Raw genomic sequence first — 21,427 nt, 5'->3', positions numbered from 1 at the left:
ATTCTCCTTACTTGTTTTGTTTTGGCGAGAAAAGTATACCGTACATCCACATTCACAATCAAGATTTCCCACACAGATTATATCGCAAAACTAGCATTATTCCTATCCCTTTAATAGAATTTTTCTAAGGAGCTGCCTGCCGCAGCGCCGTCAGCCGCCCGGCTACGGCGTCCAGCCGGTCCTTGATTAAGATGGCGTCCGCATACGCGACAGGGATGCCGGCGAAGCCGTAATACACGCCCGCCAGCCCGCCGGCGATGGCGCCGATCGTGTCGCTGTCGCCGCCGAGATTGGCGGCCCGCTGCACGACGTCGGCGAAGCCGTCGCCCTGCTGCAAGCAGTGAAGCGCCCAGCGCAGCGTATCGACGACGAAGCCGGTCGGCTCGCAGTCCGGCGCTTCGACCAGCGCGGAAGCGTACGGCGTGCCCTGCGTTTCCGCCGCCATCGCCGGGCGCAGCTCTTCGCCGTTCAGCAGCCGCAGCGCGATGCGGTTGTACAAGCCGCACGCTTCGTTGCACAGCTCGTCACAATGCGTCATCTTCGACTGCATCCGCGACATGCGGTCTACCCGGTCCGGATCGGCATAGGCGAGCGCCACCGGCAGGCAGCGCATCAACGAGCCGTTGCCCCCGCTGCGGCCCAGATCCTGGTCGGCCAGGAAGGCCGCCTCGAACCAATGGCCGTCATACCGCGCGAACGCCCGGCGGATAATATTGCCGATATCCTTCGGATCGGAACGGTACCACGCCAGGAAGCGTTCCCCGATGCTCGCCATCGGGTCATCCGGGCGGTCGAGAATGCCCTCCGCCACGCAAAGCGTCATCATTGTGTCGTCCGTCACTTCCCCCGGTTCGAGATCCCATACGCCGCCACCGATAATGTCGGTCAAATAGCCGTACTTGCGGCGAATTTCCCCGGCGCTCATGAATTCGGTCGTCCCGCCGAGCGCATCGCCGACGGCAACGCCGTACAGCCCGCCCTTGATGCGGTCCGCCATACTTTTTCTCCCATCGCTCATCCCGATTTCCCCCTCTCTATAGTTCAGCCCACGGTGCGCCGAGGCTCGTATACTTGCGGTAGCGGCTCAGCACCCGCTTCACCTGTGCGATCCGTTCCTCCAGGCTGCCGTGCAGCGGGATGTAAGGCACGCGCCGCGCCGCCAGATCGGCGGCAATCTGCTTCTTGAACACGCGGCGCTGTACGTCGCCCGAACGGTCCCACGTGTCGTCGTACGGAATGTCGTCGCCGCACATGAAGACGAGATCGTAACGCGAAGCCGCCTGCGCCGCCAAGTCCCGAAGCCGCGGCAGCGCCATCCCGTGGTAATAGTGCGCGAACATGAACGTCGTGATCGCATTCGTATCGACGAACAGATACCCGTTCGCCTCCGGCAGCAGCTTTTCCTCCCTGGCCAGATGCCCCTCGGCAATCTCCACCAGCTGGTCCGGCGTCAGCCGCCGGTCCGTCTGATGCTGCGCCCAATACTCGCGCCCGTACTCCGGCATCCAGACCGTCCCGAACTCGCGGGCCAGCGCTTCGCACACAGTCGTTTTGCCGGTCGAAGGCGCGCCGAGGAAGACGACGGTCGTCACCAGGTCCCGGTAGACCAGCGGATGGACGAACGCGCGGTTCGCCAACGTGTCCCGCCGCACCGCCGTTCCCGATACCGGAAACGCCTCCCGGTTCGGGTCGACCTGCCGGTTCACGGCGTTCAGCGCTTCGCTCATATGCTCGCCGTACGGCTCGCTGGAATAAAAGTGCGTCACTCTTCGGCCCCCAAGCAGGCCGATCATATAATCCTCCTGCGCCTTCTTGATCTCCGGCGTATAGCCCGTTTCCGTCGGCCCGTCCCAAGCCTCGATCACCTCGACCTCGGGATACAGAGCGCGAATCCAGTCCGCCCGCACGATCAGCGGAATGTCCGTCGTTTCGGGACAATCGTAGATGACGGCGATCACGTGATCGGTCTCCGCAAGGGCCGTTTCGATCATATATTGGTGCCCCCGGTGCAGGGGCGCGAATTTGCCGAGCGTCAGCCCGACCGTTAACCGCTTGTCGCTCATAAGCTCACCCCCATGCGGCCCGCCCGCTGCGCCGCCCGGTATTCGCTGCGCCACTGGATAAGTCCGCTTGTCGCGATCCCAAGGAAAATAACGTACAGCGCAGCCAAGACGTACAGCTCTTTATACGCATACATCCCGATCGACAGCACGTCGACCACAATCCAGAAGTGCCAGTTTTCCAGCACCTTGTTCGACAGCAGCAACTGCGCGATAATGCTCAGCGTCGCAATGAACGCGTCCACATAAGGGATCGACGCATCCGTGAAACGGGCAAGCACGTAGCCCCAGCCTGCCGTCACGACGACGAGCAGCAGCGCCAGCCCTAAGCCGAGCTGCGGCGTCATCCGCCGCGTCGGCCGCACCTTCGCCTGACCGCGTTTGGTCAGCCAAACGATCCAGCCTTGAATGCTCAAGACGAAAAACACGACCTGCAGCGTCATATCAGCGTACAGCTTCGCATCGTAGAACATGACGAAAAAGCACGCTACGTTCACCAGCCCGACGGGAAAGCACCAAATGTTTTGCCGCGCCGTCAGCCATACGCTGAGCAGTCCGCTTGTAGTGGCCGCGATCTCCAGCGGCGTCGACGACGTGAAATAAGCGACCAGCAGCATGCAGGCGAGCAGCCCGACCATCGTATACCATCGATCCATAAATCTCATCCTCCCGATGTAGTTCTTTGTTGACAAATTCAATACTTTCAAAACGACTATATTGAAACTTAAAAAAATTAGCTGTACAACGACAGCTTCGGCAGATTGCCGGTAAAACGGTACAACTGTGCGGCGCGCTGCGAGTAACGGTTCGATTTCTTCGGCTCCCCGTTCGCGTCGCGAATCTCCTCCAATACTCCGCTGCGGCTCTGGGTCGACTTCATTTTGCGGATGAAATTCGCTTCCTCGAAGTCCGGCACCACCGTCCGGATGACCTGATACAGCTCGCCGAGCGTGAATTCGTCCGGCAGAAATTCTCCGGCAATCGGGGTGACCAGCATACTCTGTCTAACCCGCTCCAGCGCATCCGAGAGAATCCGCTTGTGGTCGAAGGCCAGCTCCAGCCGGGTCAGCGCCTCGGACACCGGGAACAGCGCCACCTCCGCCGCATCGTCAGCTGCGGCCCGCGCGGCTAAATATTTCTCATGCACCAGCGCGAAAAAAGCATGGGAGATAATCCATCCCCTTGGGTCCCGGCCCGGATCGCTGTAGACGTTGAAATATTCCATGTGAACGCCGTCCACGCCGGTCTCCTCCTGCAGCTCGCGCCTCGCGGTCTCGTACATCGACTCCGTCTCCCGGGAGAAGCCTCCGGGCAGCGCCCACATGCCTTCGTACGGCCATACCTTCCGCTTGATGAGCAGCACCTGCAGCTCCCGCTTCGGCAGCGATTTCGTCGCCGTCGGCTGCGGCTCGGACGTAATGGTGAAGATGACGATATCCGCAGGCGCCCCGTCCGGCGTCCGGTATTTGCTTGCCGTATAGTTCGAACCGTTTTCCATAGTCATGCCGCGGCTCCTCCTTTTATTTTCTGTTTCGATAATATCATTATGACATTTTTGATTCATTTGTCAAGACCGAACAAAAAAAACTGCCGCTCGCAAAGGAACGGCAGGAACCAAATCGGTAATCCGGTTATTCGATTGATCGCGATCCGTCAGGTCAAATCCATCGTCGGCAGCTCGCTCAAAGCCGTCTTCGTCATGTCTTGAACGTGCTGGCCGTTGGCGCGAACCAAAGTGTAATATTCGTAGTTTCGGATCACCGCGAAGTCGTCTTCCATCACGCCGGGATAGGCGCGGTTCACCGAGTAAACCTGGCTCCGGTAAGCCTGCAAAGCCCGCCCCTTGTGCAGACGATAGTCGCTGATATCGACCCGCGCCGTAATCGGGCACGTATCCTTCGGTCCCGAGTCCTGGCAGTGGTCATAATAATGAGGGATCGAGGTGTAATAAAAAGATGGCCGCCGCCCCTCCGGGTACTCCGCTTCCGCCAGCGCGACCGCCTTCTCCGTCGCTTGGGAAATCGCGATATGATCGGGATGCCCCGTTACCCCGTCCGGCGGGAACGTAAGAACCGCATCCGGCTTCAGCTCCGCAATGGTCGAGCGAATCCGCTCCGCCAGCGCTTCCGGATCGATCGACTTTAACTCGCCGTCCCGGTAACGGTACAGAATCAGCTCGGCAACGCCGAGTACGGAGCACGCGCTGCGCAGCTCCTCTTCCCGGTGCCGGGCCAGCTCTTCGCGGGTGGCGAATTGAAACTCGCCCGACTTCCCCTTGCATCCCGAGGTGGCACACGCCAGAACAACCTCGTGGCCGGTGCTGCTAAGCTTGGCGATCGTCCCTCCGGCTGCAAAGGATTCGTCGTCGGGATGGGCGAAAACGAATAACCATCTTTTCTTCATTCCCCTTCAGCCCCCTGTTGTTCGTATCGTACTACGCCTCTGTAGACATCTTCGTTTGCAAATAAGACAGCCCCATGGCCGTTACGCCGTAAATCGGCTCCTTCCGGGCCTCGTCCAGTTGAACCTGCGGAGCGTATGCTTTGATCTTATTCATCAGCAGCTCCCGGACGTGCCCTTCGTTCTGCAGCACGCCGCCCTGCAGTATCATTGTAAACGGTTTGTTTAGGAACGACAAGTGCCGTACCACCGCAGCGACGCCGATGAACAGCTCGTGGGCGGCCGCCTCGAGAATCCGCTGCGCTTCCCGGTCCCCGGCCGAAGCCGCTTGGCCGACCACACGGGACAGCTCGCTCAATTTCTCGACGGAGTAGTCCGGACCGTACATCCAGTTGAACAAGTCCTCTTCCTGGTCCATGCCCAAATGCGGCAGCACCCATTCCCCAAGCCGGGTGCCCGCCTCCCTGCCGTCATAGGCCTTGAGAATCGCCATGACCGCCTGCTTGCCGATCCAGTAGCCGCTGCCTTCGTCTCCGACGCGGTGGCCCCAGCCTCCCGCTCTGGCCGTCTGTCCCTCCTCGTTGATCCCGAAGATGATGGAGCCCGTGCCGGCAATGGCCAGAATCCCCGGCTGGCCGCCCGTGGCGCCGAGCAAGGCGGCGTAGCCGTCGTTTTCCACGATCAGATGTTGGACCCGAATCGGCAGCCGCTCCAGTACCTCCTGCACCAGTCCGGTAATCACGCGCCGGTCGTATTCCGTATCCAGCCCCGCCAGGGCGAACACGGCGCACTCCACTTCGATTTCCGCCTGCGGCAGGCCGTTATCGTCCTTTTGTCGCAAGTCCGAAATCGCTGCTTCAATACCGAACACCAGTTCTTGGATCACACCATCTTTCCCGATGCCCTGGTAATTGGACGAACCTCCCTTTCCTTGCCCGAGTACGTTGCCCTGCCGGTCCATGAAGACGACAAGGCATTTCGTCCCTCCGCCGTCAATCGCCAGCAGAGGGATGCTGCGTTTTGCCATCAGGAACCACTCCACTCCGTCATGACTTGGTCCAGATGCTCCATCGCCCGCTGAATTTTGCCTTGCGCTTGCCCCAGCCAATTCAGATGGGCTTGATGCTGAACCATTCGGAGGTCGACCATGCGGTTGATTTCCTTCGGACTCGGTCCTCCCGGCAGCGAGCGGATTTCCACAAAATGCACAGGATCGAGCGCCTGGCTCAGCGTTTCTCCGGTAAGCGACGTATCCCGCCCGATGTGGCGGCGCGCGCTTTCGTTGACGATGGACAGCGTAATTTCGTTGGCCGCCAGACCTTGGGCCAAGGACAGCTTAACGACATCGCTGACAATATGATGGGCTTTTCTGAACGACAAGCCGTCCGTCCGCACCAGCGTGTCCGCCAGCTCGGTCACCGTGGCGAAGCTTCCCTTCGTCCGTTCGCGCAGCACCTCTTTGTTCACTTCCATCGTACCGACGACGGCGGCGAACAACCGGTACATTTTGTCCATAATATCTAGGCTTCTCCAGGCATAAGGCTGCATATCGTCCTCGGTGTCCACAATGTCGCCGAACGGCGTATTGTGAATCATCGACAGCACCGTGTTCGTATTGCCTACGCAGCTCGACAGCAACGCGCGCATGTGCTCGAACGAGACGGGATTGCGCTTCTGCGGCATGATCGAGCTGATCTGCACGTATGGAGCCGCCACCTTCAGCGCGCCGAACTCCTGCGTGCACCACAGCAGCATGTCTTGCACGACCCGGCCCAGGTTGATCGCCGCCAATTGCACGGCCGTCGCCACTTCGCCCAAGTAATCGGCCCCGCCGATCGCGTCGTACGAATTGTCGATCAGCTCGTCGAAGGCAAGCAGCTCCATCATATGCTCCCGGCTGATCGCAAAGCCCGACGTCGTCAGCGCCGCCGCCCCCATGCTGCTCCGGTTGCAGTTTGCATAAGACGCCATGATCCGGCGGATATCCCGATTGAGCGAATCGACGACCGCCATAAAATAATGCGCAAGCGTCGTCGGCTGAGCCTGCTGCGTATGCGTGTAGCCGATCATCAGCGTATCGGCGTGGTCTCTGGCGAACAGCAGCAACTGTTCATTGAGCTTCAGCGCGGAAGTCAGCGTCACGATCAGCTTCTCCCGCAGCACCATCCGGTAGATGGAAATCCCCATGTCGTTGCGGCTCCGCGCCAGATGCAAATTGCCGGCGATATCGCCCGCATGCTCCAGCATTTGATGCTCGACCTGAAAGAACAAATCCTCGAACTGCCCTGTGTAGCTCGCTTGGCGGAGCTCCTCCGGGTCGATCGACCGGATCGCTTTGGCGATCTGCTTCGCTTCATCCGTGGTCACCAGCTTTTGCTTCTCCAACATGATCAGATGAGCCTTGTTGATGGCCATCATCGGGCCCAGCAAATGAGTCTTGGCTTCGTTAAAAGCCGGCTCCAGCACAACCTCCGTATACGTTTTTCCGGGAAACGTCGTCCCTTCGGTCTCCATCCATTGTTCGCGATATCCCATAGCGTTACTTGGCCTCCCCATTGTTTCCTGTTCTCATATCCAGCCATTCTTTAATGAGCAAGTTCATATTGCGGCTTGCTTCTTCTACGATACTCTGTCCCGCCTCCAAGGAGCACTGCCGGATCCGGCCCGTATAGCCGTCCCAGCCTTGGGGGGTTCCTTCCACCAAGACGTAAGGCAAAGGAGATAAAGGAGGACATGAATCTAATTCCAAGTCCGATTCCTGCACGATCACCATGTCCGGGCGAAACGCCTTCACGGCCGACATCTCGTACGGACCGCCGTGCCCTCTTCCCGCCATCCCTTGGAACAGCCCTAACCGCTGCGTAAAATCAACGGTCGCCATCTGCCACCAGTTGATCAGTAGAAAGCTGGCGTCGGGGTAGCTGCCGGTCACCGCCTCGGCGACGGTCCGGGAAGGGCCCATATTGGCGTCGTGGGCGTTCAGCAGCACGATATTGCGGATGCCGAGCCGGCAGATCCCTTCCACCACATCGGTGAGATAGTCGATAAAAATCGAGGGCCGGACCGATATCGTTCCGGGATAATGCTGCGTTTTGCCCGGGCAGGCCGAGTACGGTACCGTCGGATAGATCAAAGGATGCAGCGAGGCATCGATCCGTTCGGCGAAGCCGTCCGCCAAGATCGTATCGGTCCCGAGTGGGGAATGCGGACCGTGGTATTCCACCGAACCCAGAGGGACGACGGCGAATTGCGCGCGCTCCGTCACTTGACCGATCTCCCGCCCGTGAACTCCGATTACATTCATATGCTCCTTAAACCTCCGCTTCTTCATCGTATGGGGGAGGACCCCGAAGGGTCCCCGCCCACTGCTGTAATGTTTGCTTCGCGACGACAATAACGTGCGATTATTGCTTCTGACTAATCATATTCACAAACATGCGGATCGAGCCCGGAACCAAAGCCGGAATCTCGCGGTACCACACTAACGAGCTGTAAGTATATACCCCTTTGCCGTAATGCGCCGTGAGGAATGTGCCGGTAAACTCCTTCTCGCCCGGGTCCCCGTTCGAGATGAGCGCCGTATACTCCTTGCCCCATTCCGACGGATTGTAAGCGGAGCGGTCTTGAATCCAGTTGCTCCAATCCTGATCCGTAATCTTGTTCGGCGAATTGAACATCGGATGATCCGGAGCAAGCATCGTGACTTTGGAATTCTCGTCCGTTACACGCCACTGGATGAGCGGAGCGCCGATTTTGATCGGGTACGGAGCAAGCTCCGGCGACCATTTGTCTTCCGGCTTATGATATTGGACGACGAGATTGCCGCCATTTTGAACGTAGCTCAGCAAGCGCTGGTTGCTCGGAATCAATTCCGGACGGAACGCGTAAGCGCGAATGCCCAGCACGATCGTGTCATATTGGGAAAGATCCCCGTATTGGATATCCTTCGCTTCCAGCTTCACGACATCGACGCCCACTTGACGCAAGTATTGATCGATGTTGTCGAAGCCGCTGGAAACGTAGCCTACCTTCAATTTGTCCGGAACCTTCAGGTCGAAGGCCTGGATTTTGAGCTCGGCCGGCTGCACCATGTACGTCTTGCCGATATGCGGATACTCGATGACCTGCGCGCCCTGCGTGCTCTGCACTTCGCCGTTCTTCGCGACGGCCGTCACGGTGAATTTACCCGGAACGACGTTCGAAGCGGCCTTGACCGTGAACGCGACGGACTTCGTTTCGCCTTTTGTCGCAAAGCTCAGCTCTTCGGCTGCCGGCTCCGCCGTCCAGCCTTCCGGCACGTTCAGCGACACCGTAGCTTTGGAAGCGCCCGGCGTATAGTTGCGCACGGTGACCTTCACCGGAATCGGCTCTTGCGATTTGAGCGTATTCAGAATCGTTGCGCTCGGGCTGAGCGACATCGAATACGGAGGCAGCACGGCTACGGCGTTCTGTGGCGTAACCTTCAGCGTCGTTGCCGTATCGTACGCCTGGTATTCGACCTTCGCGTTGAACACCGAAGGATCGTAAGGCTTGAACAGCGGTGCGTCCGCCGGAATCGTCACCTCGAAGGTCGCCGATGCCGTCTCGTTGTAGCCTAATTGATCGAAGCTCGTCGCTCCGGCCGGCTTCGCCGTCCAGCCTGCAGGCACGTTCAGGCTCAAGTTGATTTGGTTCAATTTCACGGAACCGCCGTTGAAGGCCGACACGGTGACCTTCGTCGTCTGACCGGCAACCAGCTCGCTTGCGGCCGGCTTAACCTTCGCCACGACGGACGCCGATTCCATGCTCGCTTTATTCAACTGCTCTTCTTTGACATGAAGACGGTGGAGCAGATCCTCCTTGGTCGCCGCCTCCAAGCCGGATGCTTTGACGTCGGCCAGCGCCGTTTGGACGTCCGCCTTCATTTCATGGACTTCCTTCAGCACCTTGGCAAAGCTCGGGTAAGCGGCAACGACTTCATCCGCATCCTTTTGCAGATCGCGCAGGTGCTTGACGATCTTGTTGTCTTTGCCCTTCGCGTCGATTTCTTTTGCCAAATCCTCGAAGGTAAAGGCGATGCCGTCGAAGAAGTCTTTTTCTTTGTCCGCCGATTTCACCGTGCTCAGATCCAGCTTGTAGTAATTGCTGAACAAATCGCCCTGTACGGGACCTTCGTCATATACCTTCCCCATGCCCTGGCTCTTATGCATGAAGCGGGATTCTTCCCCGAGCTGGAGATAAGACGCCCCGTAGATTTCGTTGTAATCCCCGATTGGCGCATTCACGGTGTAATCCTTGGAATTGGCTGGCAGATACAGCTTCTTGATCTGCCAAGGCTGAAGCCCTTGTTTCAGATGTTCAGGGAAAATCTCCGGATTCGCCGCATCTTTGAACGCCCGAACGGTGAGGACGTTGATCGTTCTGTGATGCCCGTGCGTGGAGGCTTCATTCAAAAACGAAGGAATGATCACATCCGGACGCAGCTCGCGAATTTTGCGGATCAATCGTTCGTAAGCGACCGAGTCGCCCCATTTCTCCAGCGTTTCCTCTACGCTCTTGGAAAAGCCGAAATCGTAGATCGGATCGTCCAACTGCTCGCCCAGCATGCCCAACGTCACATTGGTGATTTTGGACGCTTCCTGCAGCTCGCGGGTCCGAATGATGCCGAGGGCTTGCCCCAGCTCGCTCCCGATTTCGTTCTGTCCCCCTTCTCCCCGGACAGCGATCACGCTGGAGGTGTTAACCCCTCTACCCAGGGAAAGATACGCCAAGGTCGCGCTGTGTTCATCGTCCGGGTGAGCCCCTGTGTTCATCGCGCTGGCAATCGTGGTCAGCGGTTTAATCGACTTCCACAAGTCGACGACGCCCCGGTCCGCATATGCGGGCTGAGCTTGAGCAGGCAGCAGCATGCCGCCCGCCAGTACGGCGCTCATGACAATGGAACAAAACTTTGAGGTCGACTTACCCTTGATCATCTAACTCCTCCTCTGATGGTGGAATGTTCCTCAGCCGGAAATGGCCATTTTCCCGCTGTATATCATAACGTGGATGATGAACTTTGAAGTCCGATGAATCATAGACGCTGCGTGAGTGGTGAGTATCCGGGGACAAAGGCGACCGCTTGCGCTTCTCCAGAACGATTCCGCTCCCTCCGCTTCTTATTCACCGGACTTTCAAGTGTTCCCCACGAGATGACCGTCATTTACACGGCCGTGCTGTCGCCCGTCATTTTGCGCGAAACGAACAGCACGATGATGATCAAAGTAATTTGCAGCACGCCGTATGCGCACGCCGTACCGAATTCAAACGAATACATCCGCTGGAAAATCTCCACGGAAAGCGGCGTGCTTCTCGCGGTGAAGAGCAGAATGGAGGAAACGAATTCCCCGATGCCCTGCACGAACGCGAGCAGCGTGCCCGCCAGTATCCCGCTCAGCGCCATCGGAAAGACGACCCGCCTGAAGCTGTACCACCAGGTGGCGCCCAGGTTGCGCGCCGCCTCCTCGACCGAGGCGTCCATCTGGACCAGCGTCGCCGACGTGGAGCGAAACACAAGCGGCAAATGGCGGACAAAATACGCCAAAGGCAAGATCCAGAAGCTGCCGATCAGCACCTGATTGAAGCTGAATATGGTCGGCTCGCTGAAGGCAGCGATCAGGTTGACCGCGACGACCGTTCCCGGCAGCGCCCACGGAAGCATGATCAGCACGTCCAGCAGCGTTTTGCCTTTGAACTTCAAGCGGACCATCGCATAGGCGGCCGCCACGCCGAATATAATGTTGCCGATCGTCGCCACGAAGCTCATCTGGAAGCTGTTCGCAATCGGCCGCCACGTTTTGCTGTCCGTAAACAGCTTCACATAGTGCTTCGCCGTATATTCCGGAGGAAGAATCTGCGTCGTCCACGTGCCGTCCGTCGAGAACGAGATCAAGACCAGCACGAGAATCGGAAGCAGCAGGATGATGACGCCGATGATCGACAGGATCATCGCGATATATTTGCCCACGACGCTTTTCACTTCCGTGCGGTGCACGCTGACGCCTTTGCTCATGTTCTGGTAATTGCGCAGCCCTTGGTACCAGCGCATCACGAGCAGGAACAGAATGGACACAACCGACAGGATCGTCGACTGCGCCGCAGCCATATCCAGATTGCCGTTCGTCCGGGACAAATAAATCTGCATCGTCATCGTCCGCTCGATCCCGAAGATAAGCGGAGCCGTATAGGACGCCATCGCGATCATGAAAACGAGCAGCGAAGAAGCGACCAGCGCCGGCGTCAGCATCGGCAGAATGACGCGCCGCCATATATAGAGCCGTCCTGCACCGAGACTCGCCGCCGCCTCTTCCAGCGACGGATCGAGACCGCGGATCGCCGAGGAAGCCGTCATGTAAAAGTACGTGTACATCGTGAACGTATGCACCACAAGCACACCCCAAATGCCCTTTAAGGAAAACGGCACCTGATCGAGATGAAGCAGCGCTTTGAGCGCCCTTGGGATAATGCCGCTTTCGCCGTACAGGAACGTAAACGACAGCACGCCGACAAGAGGCGGCAGAGCCATCGGCACGAGCACGAGGACGGCCAAAATTTTCCGGCCGGGGAACTCGTAGCGCTCCAGCAGGAACGCCATGGCGACGCCGACGATCGCGCAGGTGATGACGCTTAAGACGGAAATATAAATGCTGGTCCAGAGCGCCTCCAAGTTGGACGTATGCTCCAGGCTGAAAAACTTGGCATAGTTTTTCAGCGACATCTGATCCTCTACCTGGATACTTTGCACGAACGTCTGGAACAACGGGTACACGACATAAGCCAGGAGCACCAAAAACAGAGGCGCGACCAGGACATAGACGAAATAAGGCGAGTGCGTGAAGGAGCCCAGCTTGGATGAACTTGTTCCCGGTTTAGATCTCATCGATTCATCCCCTCGCTATCCCAAGAAATAGATGCTTTCTTTTGGAATGAACAGGGAGATCTCTTCCCCGCGTCCGCGCACCCGGTGCCCTTGATTGACGAACATCGCTTTCAATTGCTGGCCCGCCACCTGCGATACGTAGTTCACGCTGACTCCCGTAAATTCGGAGATGACCACGTTTCCTTTGACCACATTGTCCTGCTGCTCCCCTTGCAGCGCTTCGCGGACCGCTTCCGGACGGATGGACATCGTCACGCTCTTGCCCGCTTCCAGCTTGCAGTCCGGCGAAGCGTTGGCGGTCAAGCCTCTCAGGCTAAGGCCCGGAGCGAAACGTACAACCGCTTCGTTGCCCTCGAGTCGTTCCACGGTTCCCTCCCACAGATTGGACTCCCCGATAAAGGAAGCGACAAACCGGTTGACCGGGCGGTTATATATTTCTTCTGGACTTCCGATCTGCTGGACGACCCCGCCCTGCATGACCATAATCCGGTCGGACATCGCCATCGCCTCGGCCTGATCGTGCGTGACGTAGATCGTCGTAATTCCCAGCTCCAGTTGAAGTCTCTTGATTTCGATTCTCGTTTCTTCTCTGAGCTTCGCATCGAGATTCGATAACGGCTCATCCAAGAGCAAAATTTGCGGCTCGATGACCAGCGCGCGAGCCAAGGCAACCCGCTGCTGCTGACCGCCGGACAGTTGATCGATTCGGCGGTTGCCGTAGCCTTCCAAGTGAACCTGCTTCTGTGCGCGTTCGACGCGCTGAACGATTTCGGATTTCGGAACCTTTCTTACTTGCAGACCGAACGCGATATTCTCAAACACCGTCATGTGCGGAAACAAAGCATAGTTTTGGAACACCATTCCCGTGTTTCTTTTGTTTGGGGGAAGGTTCGTGACATCCTGATCGCCGAATACGATACGGCCTTCGCTCGGATAGTAAAACCCTGCGATCATCCGCAGCGTCGTTGTTTTGCCGCAGCCGCTCGGCCCGAGAAAGGTGAAGAACTCCCCCGGTTGAATCCGAATATTGACATCTGTAACTCCCTTGACATTTCCGAATTGTTTGCTTACGTGATCCAGTATGACCTCTATCAAGCAGGTTTCCTCCTTTGGTAAAATGATCAGGCGGAGGAGTTCCTCCGCCCGAATGCATTATTTGGAACCTTTCCCTTTGATGTTCTCATCCCAATGCTGCATCCATTCTTTCTCTTTTTGCGCCATGACGGCCCAATCGATATTCAACGGTTTCAGCTCCAGCCCTTTTAACCATGCCGGAAGCGTATCTTTGTTGATGTCTGTACGCGTCGGAATTTGGTACAGCTTCTCTGCCAGCTCGACGCGCAGCTTGGAATCGAAGAGGAACTCGTAAAATTTCTTCGCCGCTTCCATGTTTTTCGCGCCTTTGACCACCCCGACGCCGTCAACGAGAATCGGCGCTCCGCTCGCAGGGTAAATGAAGTCGAACGGCTGCTTTTGCAGCTCCTTCTGGATCATGATATCCTGCAGGTTCCACAGCGACAGCGTGCCTTCCTCGCGCGCCAGCTTCAGGTACAGGTTGGTCGGATCTTGGGCGTATTCCTTCGTGTTGGCGTCAAGCTTTTTCAGCCAGTCGTATCCTTTTTTCGGATCGTTCGCGTCTTGACGGTAAATCAGGGAAGAATAAATCGTTCTCATCGTTCCGGAAGCGAGCACGCCGCGAATGATGATTTTGCCCTTATACTTGGCATCGAGCAGGTCGTCCCAATCTTTGGGAGCGTCTTCTTTTTTCAGCGCTTTGGAGTTGTACATGATGACTTCCGGCAGCAGCATTTCGCCGTACCAGCGGTCTTGGCTGTCTTTGTACATCGCCGGGATTTTGTCGGCGAAGCTCGGCTTGACGCTTTCGAGCAGCCCTTCGTTCGCCGCCGTCATCAGCGCCGATTGCGTGCCGCCCCACCAGAAATCCGCTTGCGGGTTCGCCTTCTCCCCGCGCACGCGCTCCAGCACCTGCTGCGCCCCCATGGTAAGAACCTCGACGTCCATCCCCGGGTTTTGCTCTTTAAATTTGGGGATAATTTCTTCGACGACGTTTTTGTCCCTGGCCGTATAAATGACCAGCTTCTGCTTCTCACCAGGCTTCGAGGCGTCGGATGACTTGTCTCCCGGCTTTTGACCGCCGTCGGAAGCGCTTCCTCCGCAGGCCGTAACCGTCAGCATCGCCATGCTGAGCACGGCCCCCGTTAACCAAGTCGTTGCTTTTTTCTTTGTCATGTTTTGACCTCCTGTGCTTTATGCGAAATTGTAAGCGTCTTCACTTGAGTCAAACGGCATCGGAAGCGATTACCGCTACCGCTGCAGCTTGGAAGTGGACGGAAAAGCCTCCAGCGCGCAATGAATGGCTCCGATAAGTCCCGCCTGATCGCCGAGCGAGGCCATCTCGATTCGGGGAACGGAAGGAACCCAGTCGGTTAACCATTGTTGTATTTTATGAACCCCTTCGTCCCCGATATGCAGCATTTCTCCGCTGAGGATCAGAAGCGCCGGGTCCATCACGCTCGTTAGATTGGCGATGCCGTAGGTCCAGTGCCGGCAGATGTCGTCGAGAAGCATCTGCGCCGCTTCGACCCCGCTTTTCGCTTGATCGACGATTTGCTTTACGATGCTCGTTTCCTCGTCTATCGAAGGGAGGACGGCTTTGGCCTTCTCGCGAATGGCCCGCACGGAATAGTTGCGCTCGAATACGCCGTATTCTCCCTTGGTCTGGTTTCCGACCGGACCGATCACCATATAGCCGATTTCCCCGCTCGCCTCTTTGGCTCCGCGGTATAACTGCCCGTCGATCATAATGCCTGCGCCGATCCCTGTTCCTGCATACATATACACCAGATTGGAATGCCCGACGCCGATGCCCTTGTGAAATTCGCCGAGCGTCATCAAGTTAACGTCATTCTCGATGACCACAGGCAGCCCCAAGGCCGCTTCGATCTCCTTCCGCACGGGCAGCCCCATCCATCCCGTACTGGGGGCGTAGCTGACCGTACCTTCGCTTCGCTGGGTAATCCCCGGCAAGCCGAGCCCCATGCCAAGCAGCCTTGCTTTATCGAATCCGCTTTCATTCAGCAGCGCCGCAAGCCCTTGCTCGATGCTCTGAATGGCCGTCTCTCCGTTCATCGGATGCGGCAGGCACGTTGTACGCTGAACCAGCAGCTCCCCCTTCAGGTTGGCGATGGCCAGCTGCAGGGTACTGCCTTCGAATACCGCGCCGATGACGCCGTAAGCTTGAAAGTTATATTCCAGAAGGATGGGCTTCCTGCCGCCCTTCGATTCTCCGAACCCGACTTCGCTGATCAAGCCTTCCAGGATCATCTCGTCCACCAAGGCCGATACGCACGGACGGCTGAGCTCCGTTAATTTCGCCAAATCGGCTCTCGATACCCGGGGGTTTTCTCTCAATTGATGAAGAATGCCTTCGCGATTAATGTGCTTCACCAGCTTGGCGTTTCCCGTTTGGCCTCTGCCAATCAATATGCTGTCCCCCCTTTCCGATTAAGTTAGTTAAAATGACTAACAAAGTTTTCTTGTCATCATTTTATTGTATTCGCTTACAAATTGTCAACTACAAATTTCTACATCTTTCTACATCTTTTCGTCATTACAGAAGCCGTCGCGGTAACTGGTTTTTATTGCTCTGCGGGCGATTTTCCGGATTTTCGGAGAGACCGGCAGCACCGTATTGAGCCCCTCTCCCCCACCATTGCTGCAAGCCATGCAAACCTCACATAGGTAGTGCTACAAGGAAATTTTTTTCAAAAATTTTCAATTTGGTGTAAAACGCCACAGAAATCCTGAACATGATTCGTTATGATAGATATCGGTAAGCGATGATCTCGAATCTGTATCTGGGCACTTGGATTCGACGGAGCTAGTAGTGCAACCGGACCACCTTTCAGTTGGAAGGTGTTTTTTGCCGTTCCAACAGAAACTGATGGAGGTGGTAAAGAGGTAATGGCAAAGAAAAAGATCAGTACGCTGCTCGTTGCTCTATTGATCATGATGCAGTGGCTGTATGCATTCGGCTTAACGCCGCAAGTCAACGCAGCCCCGATTTCCAGCAACATTATCGATAGCGTAACGATGGCGGTGTACGACAAGTCCGGGAACGTGGTAACGGATGACGTTTACGAGCCGGGCTCGAAGGTGAAATTGGACTACACTTGGTCCCTGCCTAACGGCCACGGTTACAAGAACGGAGATACCTACACGTTCAAGCTTCCGGAGCAATTCAAGCTTTACAACGATATCCCTGACCAGCCGCTTATTTCAGGCGGCGAAGCGATTGGGAAATTCAAGGTCTACAAGGACAGCCACGAGGTTGTCATGACCTTGGAGGCGATCGAAAACCTGGCGGATGTCAAAGGGACTTTGACTTTCCAGACGGCGTTCGATATGCAGGTGATTAACGGCAGCACGACGCAGATTATTAAAATTCCGGTGAAAGGCGGCGAGCAGGTCTTTACGCTGCACTTTAAGCCGAATGTAACTTCGACCATCGGGAAAAGCGGCGTGCCGAAAGGCTACAATGCGAAAAGCATCGACTGGACGGTCGATGTGAACAAAGAGCTGGCCGCTGTGCAAAACGCGGTCGTAACCGATCCGATTCCAGCCGGGCTGGGTGTTCCGGTCACCGTCGCCGTATACGAGCTAAGCGTAAGCTTGGACGGCAAGGTCGTTCAGGGTGCGCCGGTGGACGTCAGCAAGTACAGCATGAGCACGAACGGTAATGTATTGAAGCTCAGCTTTAATGAAAGTCCGATTCGGACGGCATACCGTATTCAGTACACGACGCCGGTTACCAGCGAGGACCAGACTTCCTTCGTGAACAAGGCGACATTTGAAGGAAGCAACAAGCAGCCGGCCAGCGCTACGGCTACCGTTACGGTACAGCGCGGCACGGCTCTGGACAAAACGTCGACGAAATACGATCCCAATACGCAAACGATCGATTGGGAAATCAAGTACAATTACAACGAGAAGACGATCAGTCAGGCCAACGCTTTCTTGACGGATTTGTTCAACGATACGCAGGATTTGGTAGCGGGCTCCCTCCATGTCTATCAAGTGACGATCGACTCGAAGGGAAGCGAGATCCTCGGAGCTGAGCTGCCTGCAGCAAGCTACAAGGTAACCCCGGAGACTGCGACCAAAAGCAACGGCTTTAAACTGCAGTTCCTGCAGGACATCTCGTCCGCTTACAAAATCAAATATCAAACGAAAGCCAATCATCGCGTGTTCGACGGCACGAAGATCACGAACAAGGTAACTTCCGGCAGCGGAGACAGCGATACGGCTACGCGCGACATCAACCAGGTGATTATTACCAAGGGCGTCAAGGCCGTAGACTACAATGCCAAAACGGCAGCCTGGAGCATTACGCTAAACAAGGACAACGAGCCGATGACCAACGTGGTCGTGACGGACAGCTTCCCTAACAAGGGTATGCGTCTCATCCCGGGATCGCTGACTGTTCATGAAGGCAACAAGCCGATGGACGCGGCGGATTACACCGTGGACGCTTCCGTAGCGGCGGATCAAGGCTTTAAAATTACGTTTAACCGGGCGTTGTACGGACAGGTGACGATTTCTTACACCACCGAGTTCAACATGGATTGGCTCAGCAATAACGCGTCCAATTTCCTGAACAAAGCTTCGGTCGCATGGGTCGACAGCAATTCCAAGGCGCAGACGAAGACGGCATCCGCCACGTTCGATCCAAGGAACGAAGTGAAAAACAACGGGTTTAAGAACGGTACCTATGACGCTACCCTGAAACAAATTACGTGGACGGTCGGCGTGAACTACAACGGCAAGACGCTTGCCGGGGCAGTCGTTCAAGATACGCTCGAGTCCGGCCAGAAGCTGATCGACAATTCGCTTTCCGTATACAACATGAACATCGCGGCCAACGGCAATCCGTCGCAGGGAACCGTTGTCGACAGCACGTATTACAACTATACGGTCGGTAAGGACAATAAGCTGACCGTGACTTTCCTGAAGCCTATTTCGGCTCCATACTACATTGTCTTTAAGACAAGTCTTGAAGGAAAGCTGATTGACAATAAAGTAAACAACACGGCAAACGTATTCGATGGAACAACACCGGTATCGAAAAATTTGACGGCTTCCGTCAATATTCCTAACGGCGGCGAATACTTGAACAAGAGCGGCGTACAAAACGGCGACAAAATCAATTGGACGATTCTCATTAACCGCGGACAATCCACGGTAACCAATGCAAAAATCGTCGATACGCCATCCGAGAACCAGCTTTTGCTGCCAGGTACGTTCAAATTGTTTACGACCAAAGTAGACGCGGGCGGTACGGTTTCCAAGGGAGCTGAACTGGTCAAGGACGCAGATTATTCGCTGGTACTCAAGACGGACGACGACGGGAAGCAAAGCTTCGAATTAAGCTTCCTGAAAACACTGTCTACCGCAGCGATTTTGGAATATCAATCTTTAATCGTTGCGAAAGATCAGGATAAGGTCTCCAACAAAATCGAATTTACAGGCACGAATGAAATTAAGGTAACCAAGGATACATCCACCAGCATCGTCGTTGGAGTCAGCAGCGGCTCCGGTACGATCGGCGGGGTCAGAGGCTCGCTTACCGTCGTGAAAGTGGACGCAGCGGACAATAAGACTCGTCTTGGCGGGGCAACCTTCGAGCTTTACCGGAAATCCGGCTCGGATAAGGTTCTTGTCGGCACGCTGACAACCGATGCAAGCGGAACAGCCATCTTCAAAAAATTGCTCGCAGGAGATTATTTCGTGAAGGAAACGGCGGCTCCGGACGGCTATGTGCTCGATGCCAAAGAGTATCCGGTTTCGATTAATAGCGCAGACGGCTTTCAATTAACCGTCGCCAACACCAAGTCTGCTACACCTCCGGTAATCAAAGGCTCGCTGACGGTGAAAAAGGTAGATTCGGCGCAAAACGAGCTGCTGCTCGGCGGCGCAACCTTCGAGCTGTATGAGAAGAAAGGCGCAAGCTTGACGCTGATCGGCACGAAAACGACGGATGCGAGCGGAACGATTTCCTTCGATAAGCTGCCCGTAGGAGACTACGTGGTGAAGGAAACATCGGCTCCGGACGGCTATGTGCTTGATTCGAAAGAGCGTCCGGTCTCGATCCAAAACACTGACAATGTGAAGCTGACCGTCACAAACGATAAGGTCACGCCTAAGCCGCCAATTCCGCCGATCATTCAAGGCTCGCTGACGGTGAAAAAGGTAGATTCGGCGCAAAACGAGCTGCTGCTCAGCGGCGCGACCTTCGAGCTGTACGAGAAAAAAGGCGCAAGCTTGACGCTCGTCAGCACGAAAACGACGGATGCGAGCGGAACAGTCGTATTCGATAAACTGCCCGCAGGAGATTACGTCGTGAAGGAAACGGCGGCTCCGACAGGCTATGTGCTCGATTCCAAAGAGCATCCGGTCTCGATTCAAACGATTGACAACGTGACGCTTACGATCACCAACAATAAGGTTACCACGACTAATCCGCCGACAACGCCGACAGTTCAAGGCTCGTTGACGGTGAAAAAGGTAGACTCGGCGCAAAACGAGCTGCTGCTCAGCGGCGCGACCTTCGAGCTCTATGAGAAGAAAGGCGACAGCTTGACGCTCATCGGCACGAAAACGACGGATGCGAGCGGAACAGTCGTGTTCGATAAGCTGCCTACAGGCGATTACGTCGTGAAGGAAACGGCGGCTCCGACAGGCTATGTGCTCGATTCCAAGGAGCATCCGATTTCGATTCAAACCCCGGACGGGCATACGTTAACGATAACTAACGCGAAATCGTCGTCTTCGTCCGATTCTTCGGATTCGTCAGGTTCGTCGGGTTCTACATCACCGACAACACCAACAACACCAACAACGCCGACGACAAACACATCGACAACAACGCCGAATAATCCGGCACCCGGGGGAGCTCAACCGGACGGTAATAAACCGAACGACCAGGAAACGATCGATAGCAATACCAAGGTTCCGCTTGGCCCGCCGACGGTTGACCGGCCGCAAAATGGGGATAAAACGACCCCGCCGGAACTTCCGAAAAATCCGGAAAAACCGGACGGTAACGAAACGATCGATCTTGTGAATCGGGAAGTGCCGCTGGGTAACCCGCCGAGCGACAAAACCAAAAAAGAAACACTGCCGAAAACGGGAGAATCCAGCCCTGTTTACATCCAACTGGCTGGTGCTGCCTTGATCCTTCTTGGATTTATGCTGCGTCGTAAATTTATCAAGAACACCTAATAAACTCATCCTAACGCGCGCCTCTTCCGGTGCGCGTTAGGCCGCTTGATAGGACGAAGGAGGGAGCTTGGATGATCAAAAGAACGCTGCCGATCCTGTGTATTTTTCTGGGAATCGCGATTTTTCTGTACCCTACGATCATGGATCGGTATGAGATCTACCGGCAGCAGCAAATGATGGATCAGTGGACGGAAACCTTGAAGCGTATCGATCAAGCGACCGAAACCGCAGTTCCAAAGCAGAATACGCTGAATCCCGTTCCGGTATCGGCAGTCGTTGCTCCCGATCCCGCTCCTGCAGTCGAAACGCCTGCGGACAGTCAGCCGCAGCCTTCGAATGCTGACCCGGACCCTTTGCAGGGAAAGCCCATCGAGGGAATTTTAATCATCGACAAGATTAAACTGAAGCTGCCGATTATAACGGACGCAACCGTAAACAATCTGAAGCTTTCCGTCGCAAGCATCGCAGGTATCGGAAAGGCCGGCGCCGTAGGGAATTATGCCATTGCCGGACATCGCAACTTCACGTACGGCAAAAATTTCAACCGGCTGGATGAGGTCGACAAAGGAGATATCGTCGAAGTCGATACGGGAAAACAGCAGTACCGGTATGAGGTCCAAGAGAAACAATACGTTCTTCCCGAGGACGTCTGGGTGTTGAAAGGCAACGGCAAAGACAAGGAAATTACGTTAATCACCTGTCATCCTATGGAAAACCCGACACACCGTCTCATTGTGAAAGGGAAATTGATAGAGAAACAATAGTATGG

At 55.9% G+C, this 21,427-nt stretch carries 15 protein-coding genes and 1 riboswitch; of the genes, 2 read left to right on the top strand and 13 right to left on the bottom strand.

Annotated features, from left to right (window positions below; all coding sequences use genetic code 11):
- Positions 1-124 precede the first annotated feature (124 nt).
- From QJ48_RS19550 to QJ48_RS19490, 13 genes are all read right to left on the bottom strand, one after another.
- Entirely contained in the window at positions 125-1,018 is an 894-nt protein-coding gene (locus QJ48_RS19550) for an ADP-ribosylglycohydrolase family protein (protein WP_054975201.1), read from the bottom strand.
- A gap of 16 nt (positions 1,019-1,034) precedes the next feature.
- Positions 1,035-2,063: an AAA family ATPase gene (locus tag QJ48_RS19545; protein ID WP_054975200.1), complete on the bottom strand. Its 1,029-nt coding sequence runs from the start codon at positions 2,061-2,063 to the stop codon at positions 1,035-1,037.
- Entirely contained in the window at positions 2,060-2,716 is a 657-nt protein-coding gene (pnuC, locus tag QJ48_RS19540) for a nicotinamide riboside transporter PnuC (RefSeq protein ID WP_054975199.1), read from the bottom strand. The genes QJ48_RS19545 and pnuC overlap by 4 nt, the downstream gene beginning before the upstream one ends.
- A gap of 77 nt (positions 2,717-2,793) precedes the next feature.
- Positions 2,794-3,564, bottom strand: coding sequence for an NUDIX domain-containing protein (locus QJ48_RS19535; RefSeq protein WP_025848336.1), 771 nt, complete (start codon positions 3,562-3,564; stop codon positions 2,794-2,796).
- A gap of 149 nt (positions 3,565-3,713) precedes the next feature.
- Positions 3,714-4,463 carry a PIG-L deacetylase family protein gene (locus QJ48_RS19530; protein WP_054975198.1) on the bottom strand — a complete coding sequence of 250 codons (750 nt, stop codon included), beginning with the start codon at positions 4,461-4,463 and terminating at the stop codon, positions 3,714-3,716.
- 31 nt (positions 4,464-4,494) lie between these two features.
- Positions 4,495-5,487 (bottom strand): N-acetylglucosamine kinase, encoded by a 993-nt coding sequence (locus tag QJ48_RS19525; RefSeq protein WP_054975197.1) that lies wholly within the window; start codon positions 5,485-5,487, stop codon positions 4,495-4,497.
- Complete coding sequence (gene argH / locus QJ48_RS19520; protein ID WP_054975196.1) at positions 5,487-6,995, bottom strand: argininosuccinate lyase; 1,509 nt, start codon at positions 6,993-6,995, stop codon at positions 5,487-5,489. The genes QJ48_RS19525 and argH overlap by 1 nt, the downstream gene beginning before the upstream one ends.
- Before the next feature lie 4 nt (positions 6,996-6,999).
- Positions 7,000-7,764, bottom strand: coding sequence for a creatininase family protein (locus tag QJ48_RS19515; RefSeq protein WP_054975195.1), 765 nt, complete (start codon positions 7,762-7,764; stop codon positions 7,000-7,002).
- Positions 7,765-7,864: 100 nt separating this feature from the next.
- The gene (locus QJ48_RS19510; protein WP_054975194.1) at positions 7,865-10,414 is read right to left on the bottom strand and encodes an NEW3 domain-containing protein; all 2,550 of its coding nucleotides are present in this window, start codon (positions 10,412-10,414) and stop codon (positions 7,865-7,867) included.
- A 227-nt stretch (positions 10,415-10,641) separates the two neighbouring features.
- On the bottom strand, positions 10,642-12,357 hold the full coding sequence (locus tag QJ48_RS19505; protein ID WP_054975193.1) for an iron ABC transporter permease: 1,716 nt from the start codon (positions 12,355-12,357) through the stop codon (positions 10,642-10,644).
- A 15-nt stretch (positions 12,358-12,372) separates the two neighbouring features.
- Positions 12,373-13,452 (bottom strand): ABC transporter ATP-binding protein, encoded by a 1,080-nt coding sequence (locus QJ48_RS19500; RefSeq protein WP_054975192.1) that lies wholly within the window; start codon positions 13,450-13,452, stop codon positions 12,373-12,375.
- Positions 13,453-13,509: 57 nt separating this feature from the next.
- Positions 13,510-14,607 carry an extracellular solute-binding protein gene (locus QJ48_RS19495; RefSeq protein WP_054975191.1) on the bottom strand — a complete coding sequence of 366 codons (1,098 nt, stop codon included), beginning with the start codon at positions 14,605-14,607 and terminating at the stop codon, positions 13,510-13,512.
- A gap of 75 nt (positions 14,608-14,682) precedes the next feature.
- Positions 14,683-15,861, bottom strand: coding sequence for an ROK family transcriptional regulator (locus QJ48_RS19490; protein ID WP_054975190.1), 1,179 nt, complete (start codon positions 15,859-15,861; stop codon positions 14,683-14,685).
- A 340-nt stretch (positions 15,862-16,201) separates the two neighbouring features.
- A riboswitch (cyclic di-GMP riboswitch) is annotated at positions 16,202-16,285 on the top strand.
- A 56-nt stretch (positions 16,286-16,341) separates the two neighbouring features.
- Here QJ48_RS19490 and QJ48_RS19485 point away from each other — a divergent pair.
- The gene (locus QJ48_RS19485) at positions 16,342-20,658 is read left to right on the top strand and encodes a SpaA isopeptide-forming pilin-related protein (RefSeq protein WP_054975189.1); all 4,317 of its coding nucleotides are present in this window, start codon (positions 16,342-16,344) and stop codon (positions 20,656-20,658) included.
- Positions 20,659-20,729: 71 nt separating this feature from the next.
- Positions 20,730-21,422 carry a class D sortase gene (locus QJ48_RS19480; protein ID WP_054975188.1) on the top strand — a complete coding sequence of 231 codons (693 nt, stop codon included), beginning with the start codon at positions 20,730-20,732 and terminating at the stop codon, positions 21,420-21,422.
- The last annotated feature ends 5 nt before the right edge of the window (positions 21,423-21,427 follow it).

Origin of the sequence: Paenibacillus sp. A3 (assembly GCF_001399685.1) — a bacterium.
Lineage (GTDB): Bacteria > Bacillota > Bacilli > Paenibacillales > NBRC-103111 > Paenibacillus_G.
This window is presented reverse-complemented; position numbering and strand designations above follow the sequence as displayed.

Excerpts from the sequence above, each read along its gene's own strand:
- QJ48_RS19550 (WP_054975201.1), bottom strand. The coding sequence starts at position 1,018 with ATGAGCGATGGGAGAAAAAGTATGGCGGACCGCATCAAGGGCGGGCTG.
- QJ48_RS19545 (WP_054975200.1), bottom strand. The coding sequence starts at position 2,063 with ATGAGCGACAAGCGGTTAACGGTCGGGCTGACGCTCGGCAAATTCGCG.
- pnuC (WP_054975199.1), bottom strand. The coding sequence starts at position 2,716 with ATGGATCGATGGTATACGATGGTCGGGCTGCTCGCCTGCATGCTGCTG.
- QJ48_RS19535 (WP_025848336.1), bottom strand. The coding sequence starts at position 3,564 with ATGACTATGGAAAACGGTTCGAACTATACGGCAAGCAAATACCGGACG.
- QJ48_RS19530 (WP_054975198.1), bottom strand. The coding sequence starts at position 4,463 with ATGAAGAAAAGATGGTTATTCGTTTTCGCCCATCCCGACGACGAATCC.
- QJ48_RS19525 (WP_054975197.1), bottom strand. The coding sequence starts at position 5,487 with ATGGCAAAACGCAGCATCCCTCTGCTGGCGATTGACGGCGGAGGGACG.
- argH (WP_054975196.1), bottom strand. The coding sequence starts at position 6,995 with ATGGGATATCGCGAACAATGGATGGAGACCGAAGGGACGACGTTTCCC.
- QJ48_RS19515 (WP_054975195.1), bottom strand. The coding sequence starts at position 7,764 with ATGAATGTAATCGGAGTTCACGGGCGGGAGATCGGTCAAGTGACGGAG.
- QJ48_RS19510 (WP_054975194.1), bottom strand. The coding sequence starts at position 10,414 with ATGATCAAGGGTAAGTCGACCTCAAAGTTTTGTTCCATTGTCATGAGC.
- QJ48_RS19505 (WP_054975193.1), bottom strand. The coding sequence starts at position 12,357 with ATGAGATCTAAACCGGGAACAAGTTCATCCAAGCTGGGCTCCTTCACG.
- QJ48_RS19495 (WP_054975191.1), bottom strand. The coding sequence starts at position 14,607 with ATGACAAAGAAAAAAGCAACGACTTGGTTAACGGGGGCCGTGCTCAGC.
- QJ48_RS19485 (WP_054975189.1), top strand. The coding sequence starts at position 16,342 with ATGGCAAAGAAAAAGATCAGTACGCTGCTCGTTGCTCTATTGATCATG.
- QJ48_RS19480 (WP_054975188.1), top strand. The coding sequence starts at position 20,730 with ATGATCAAAAGAACGCTGCCGATCCTGTGTATTTTTCTGGGAATCGCG.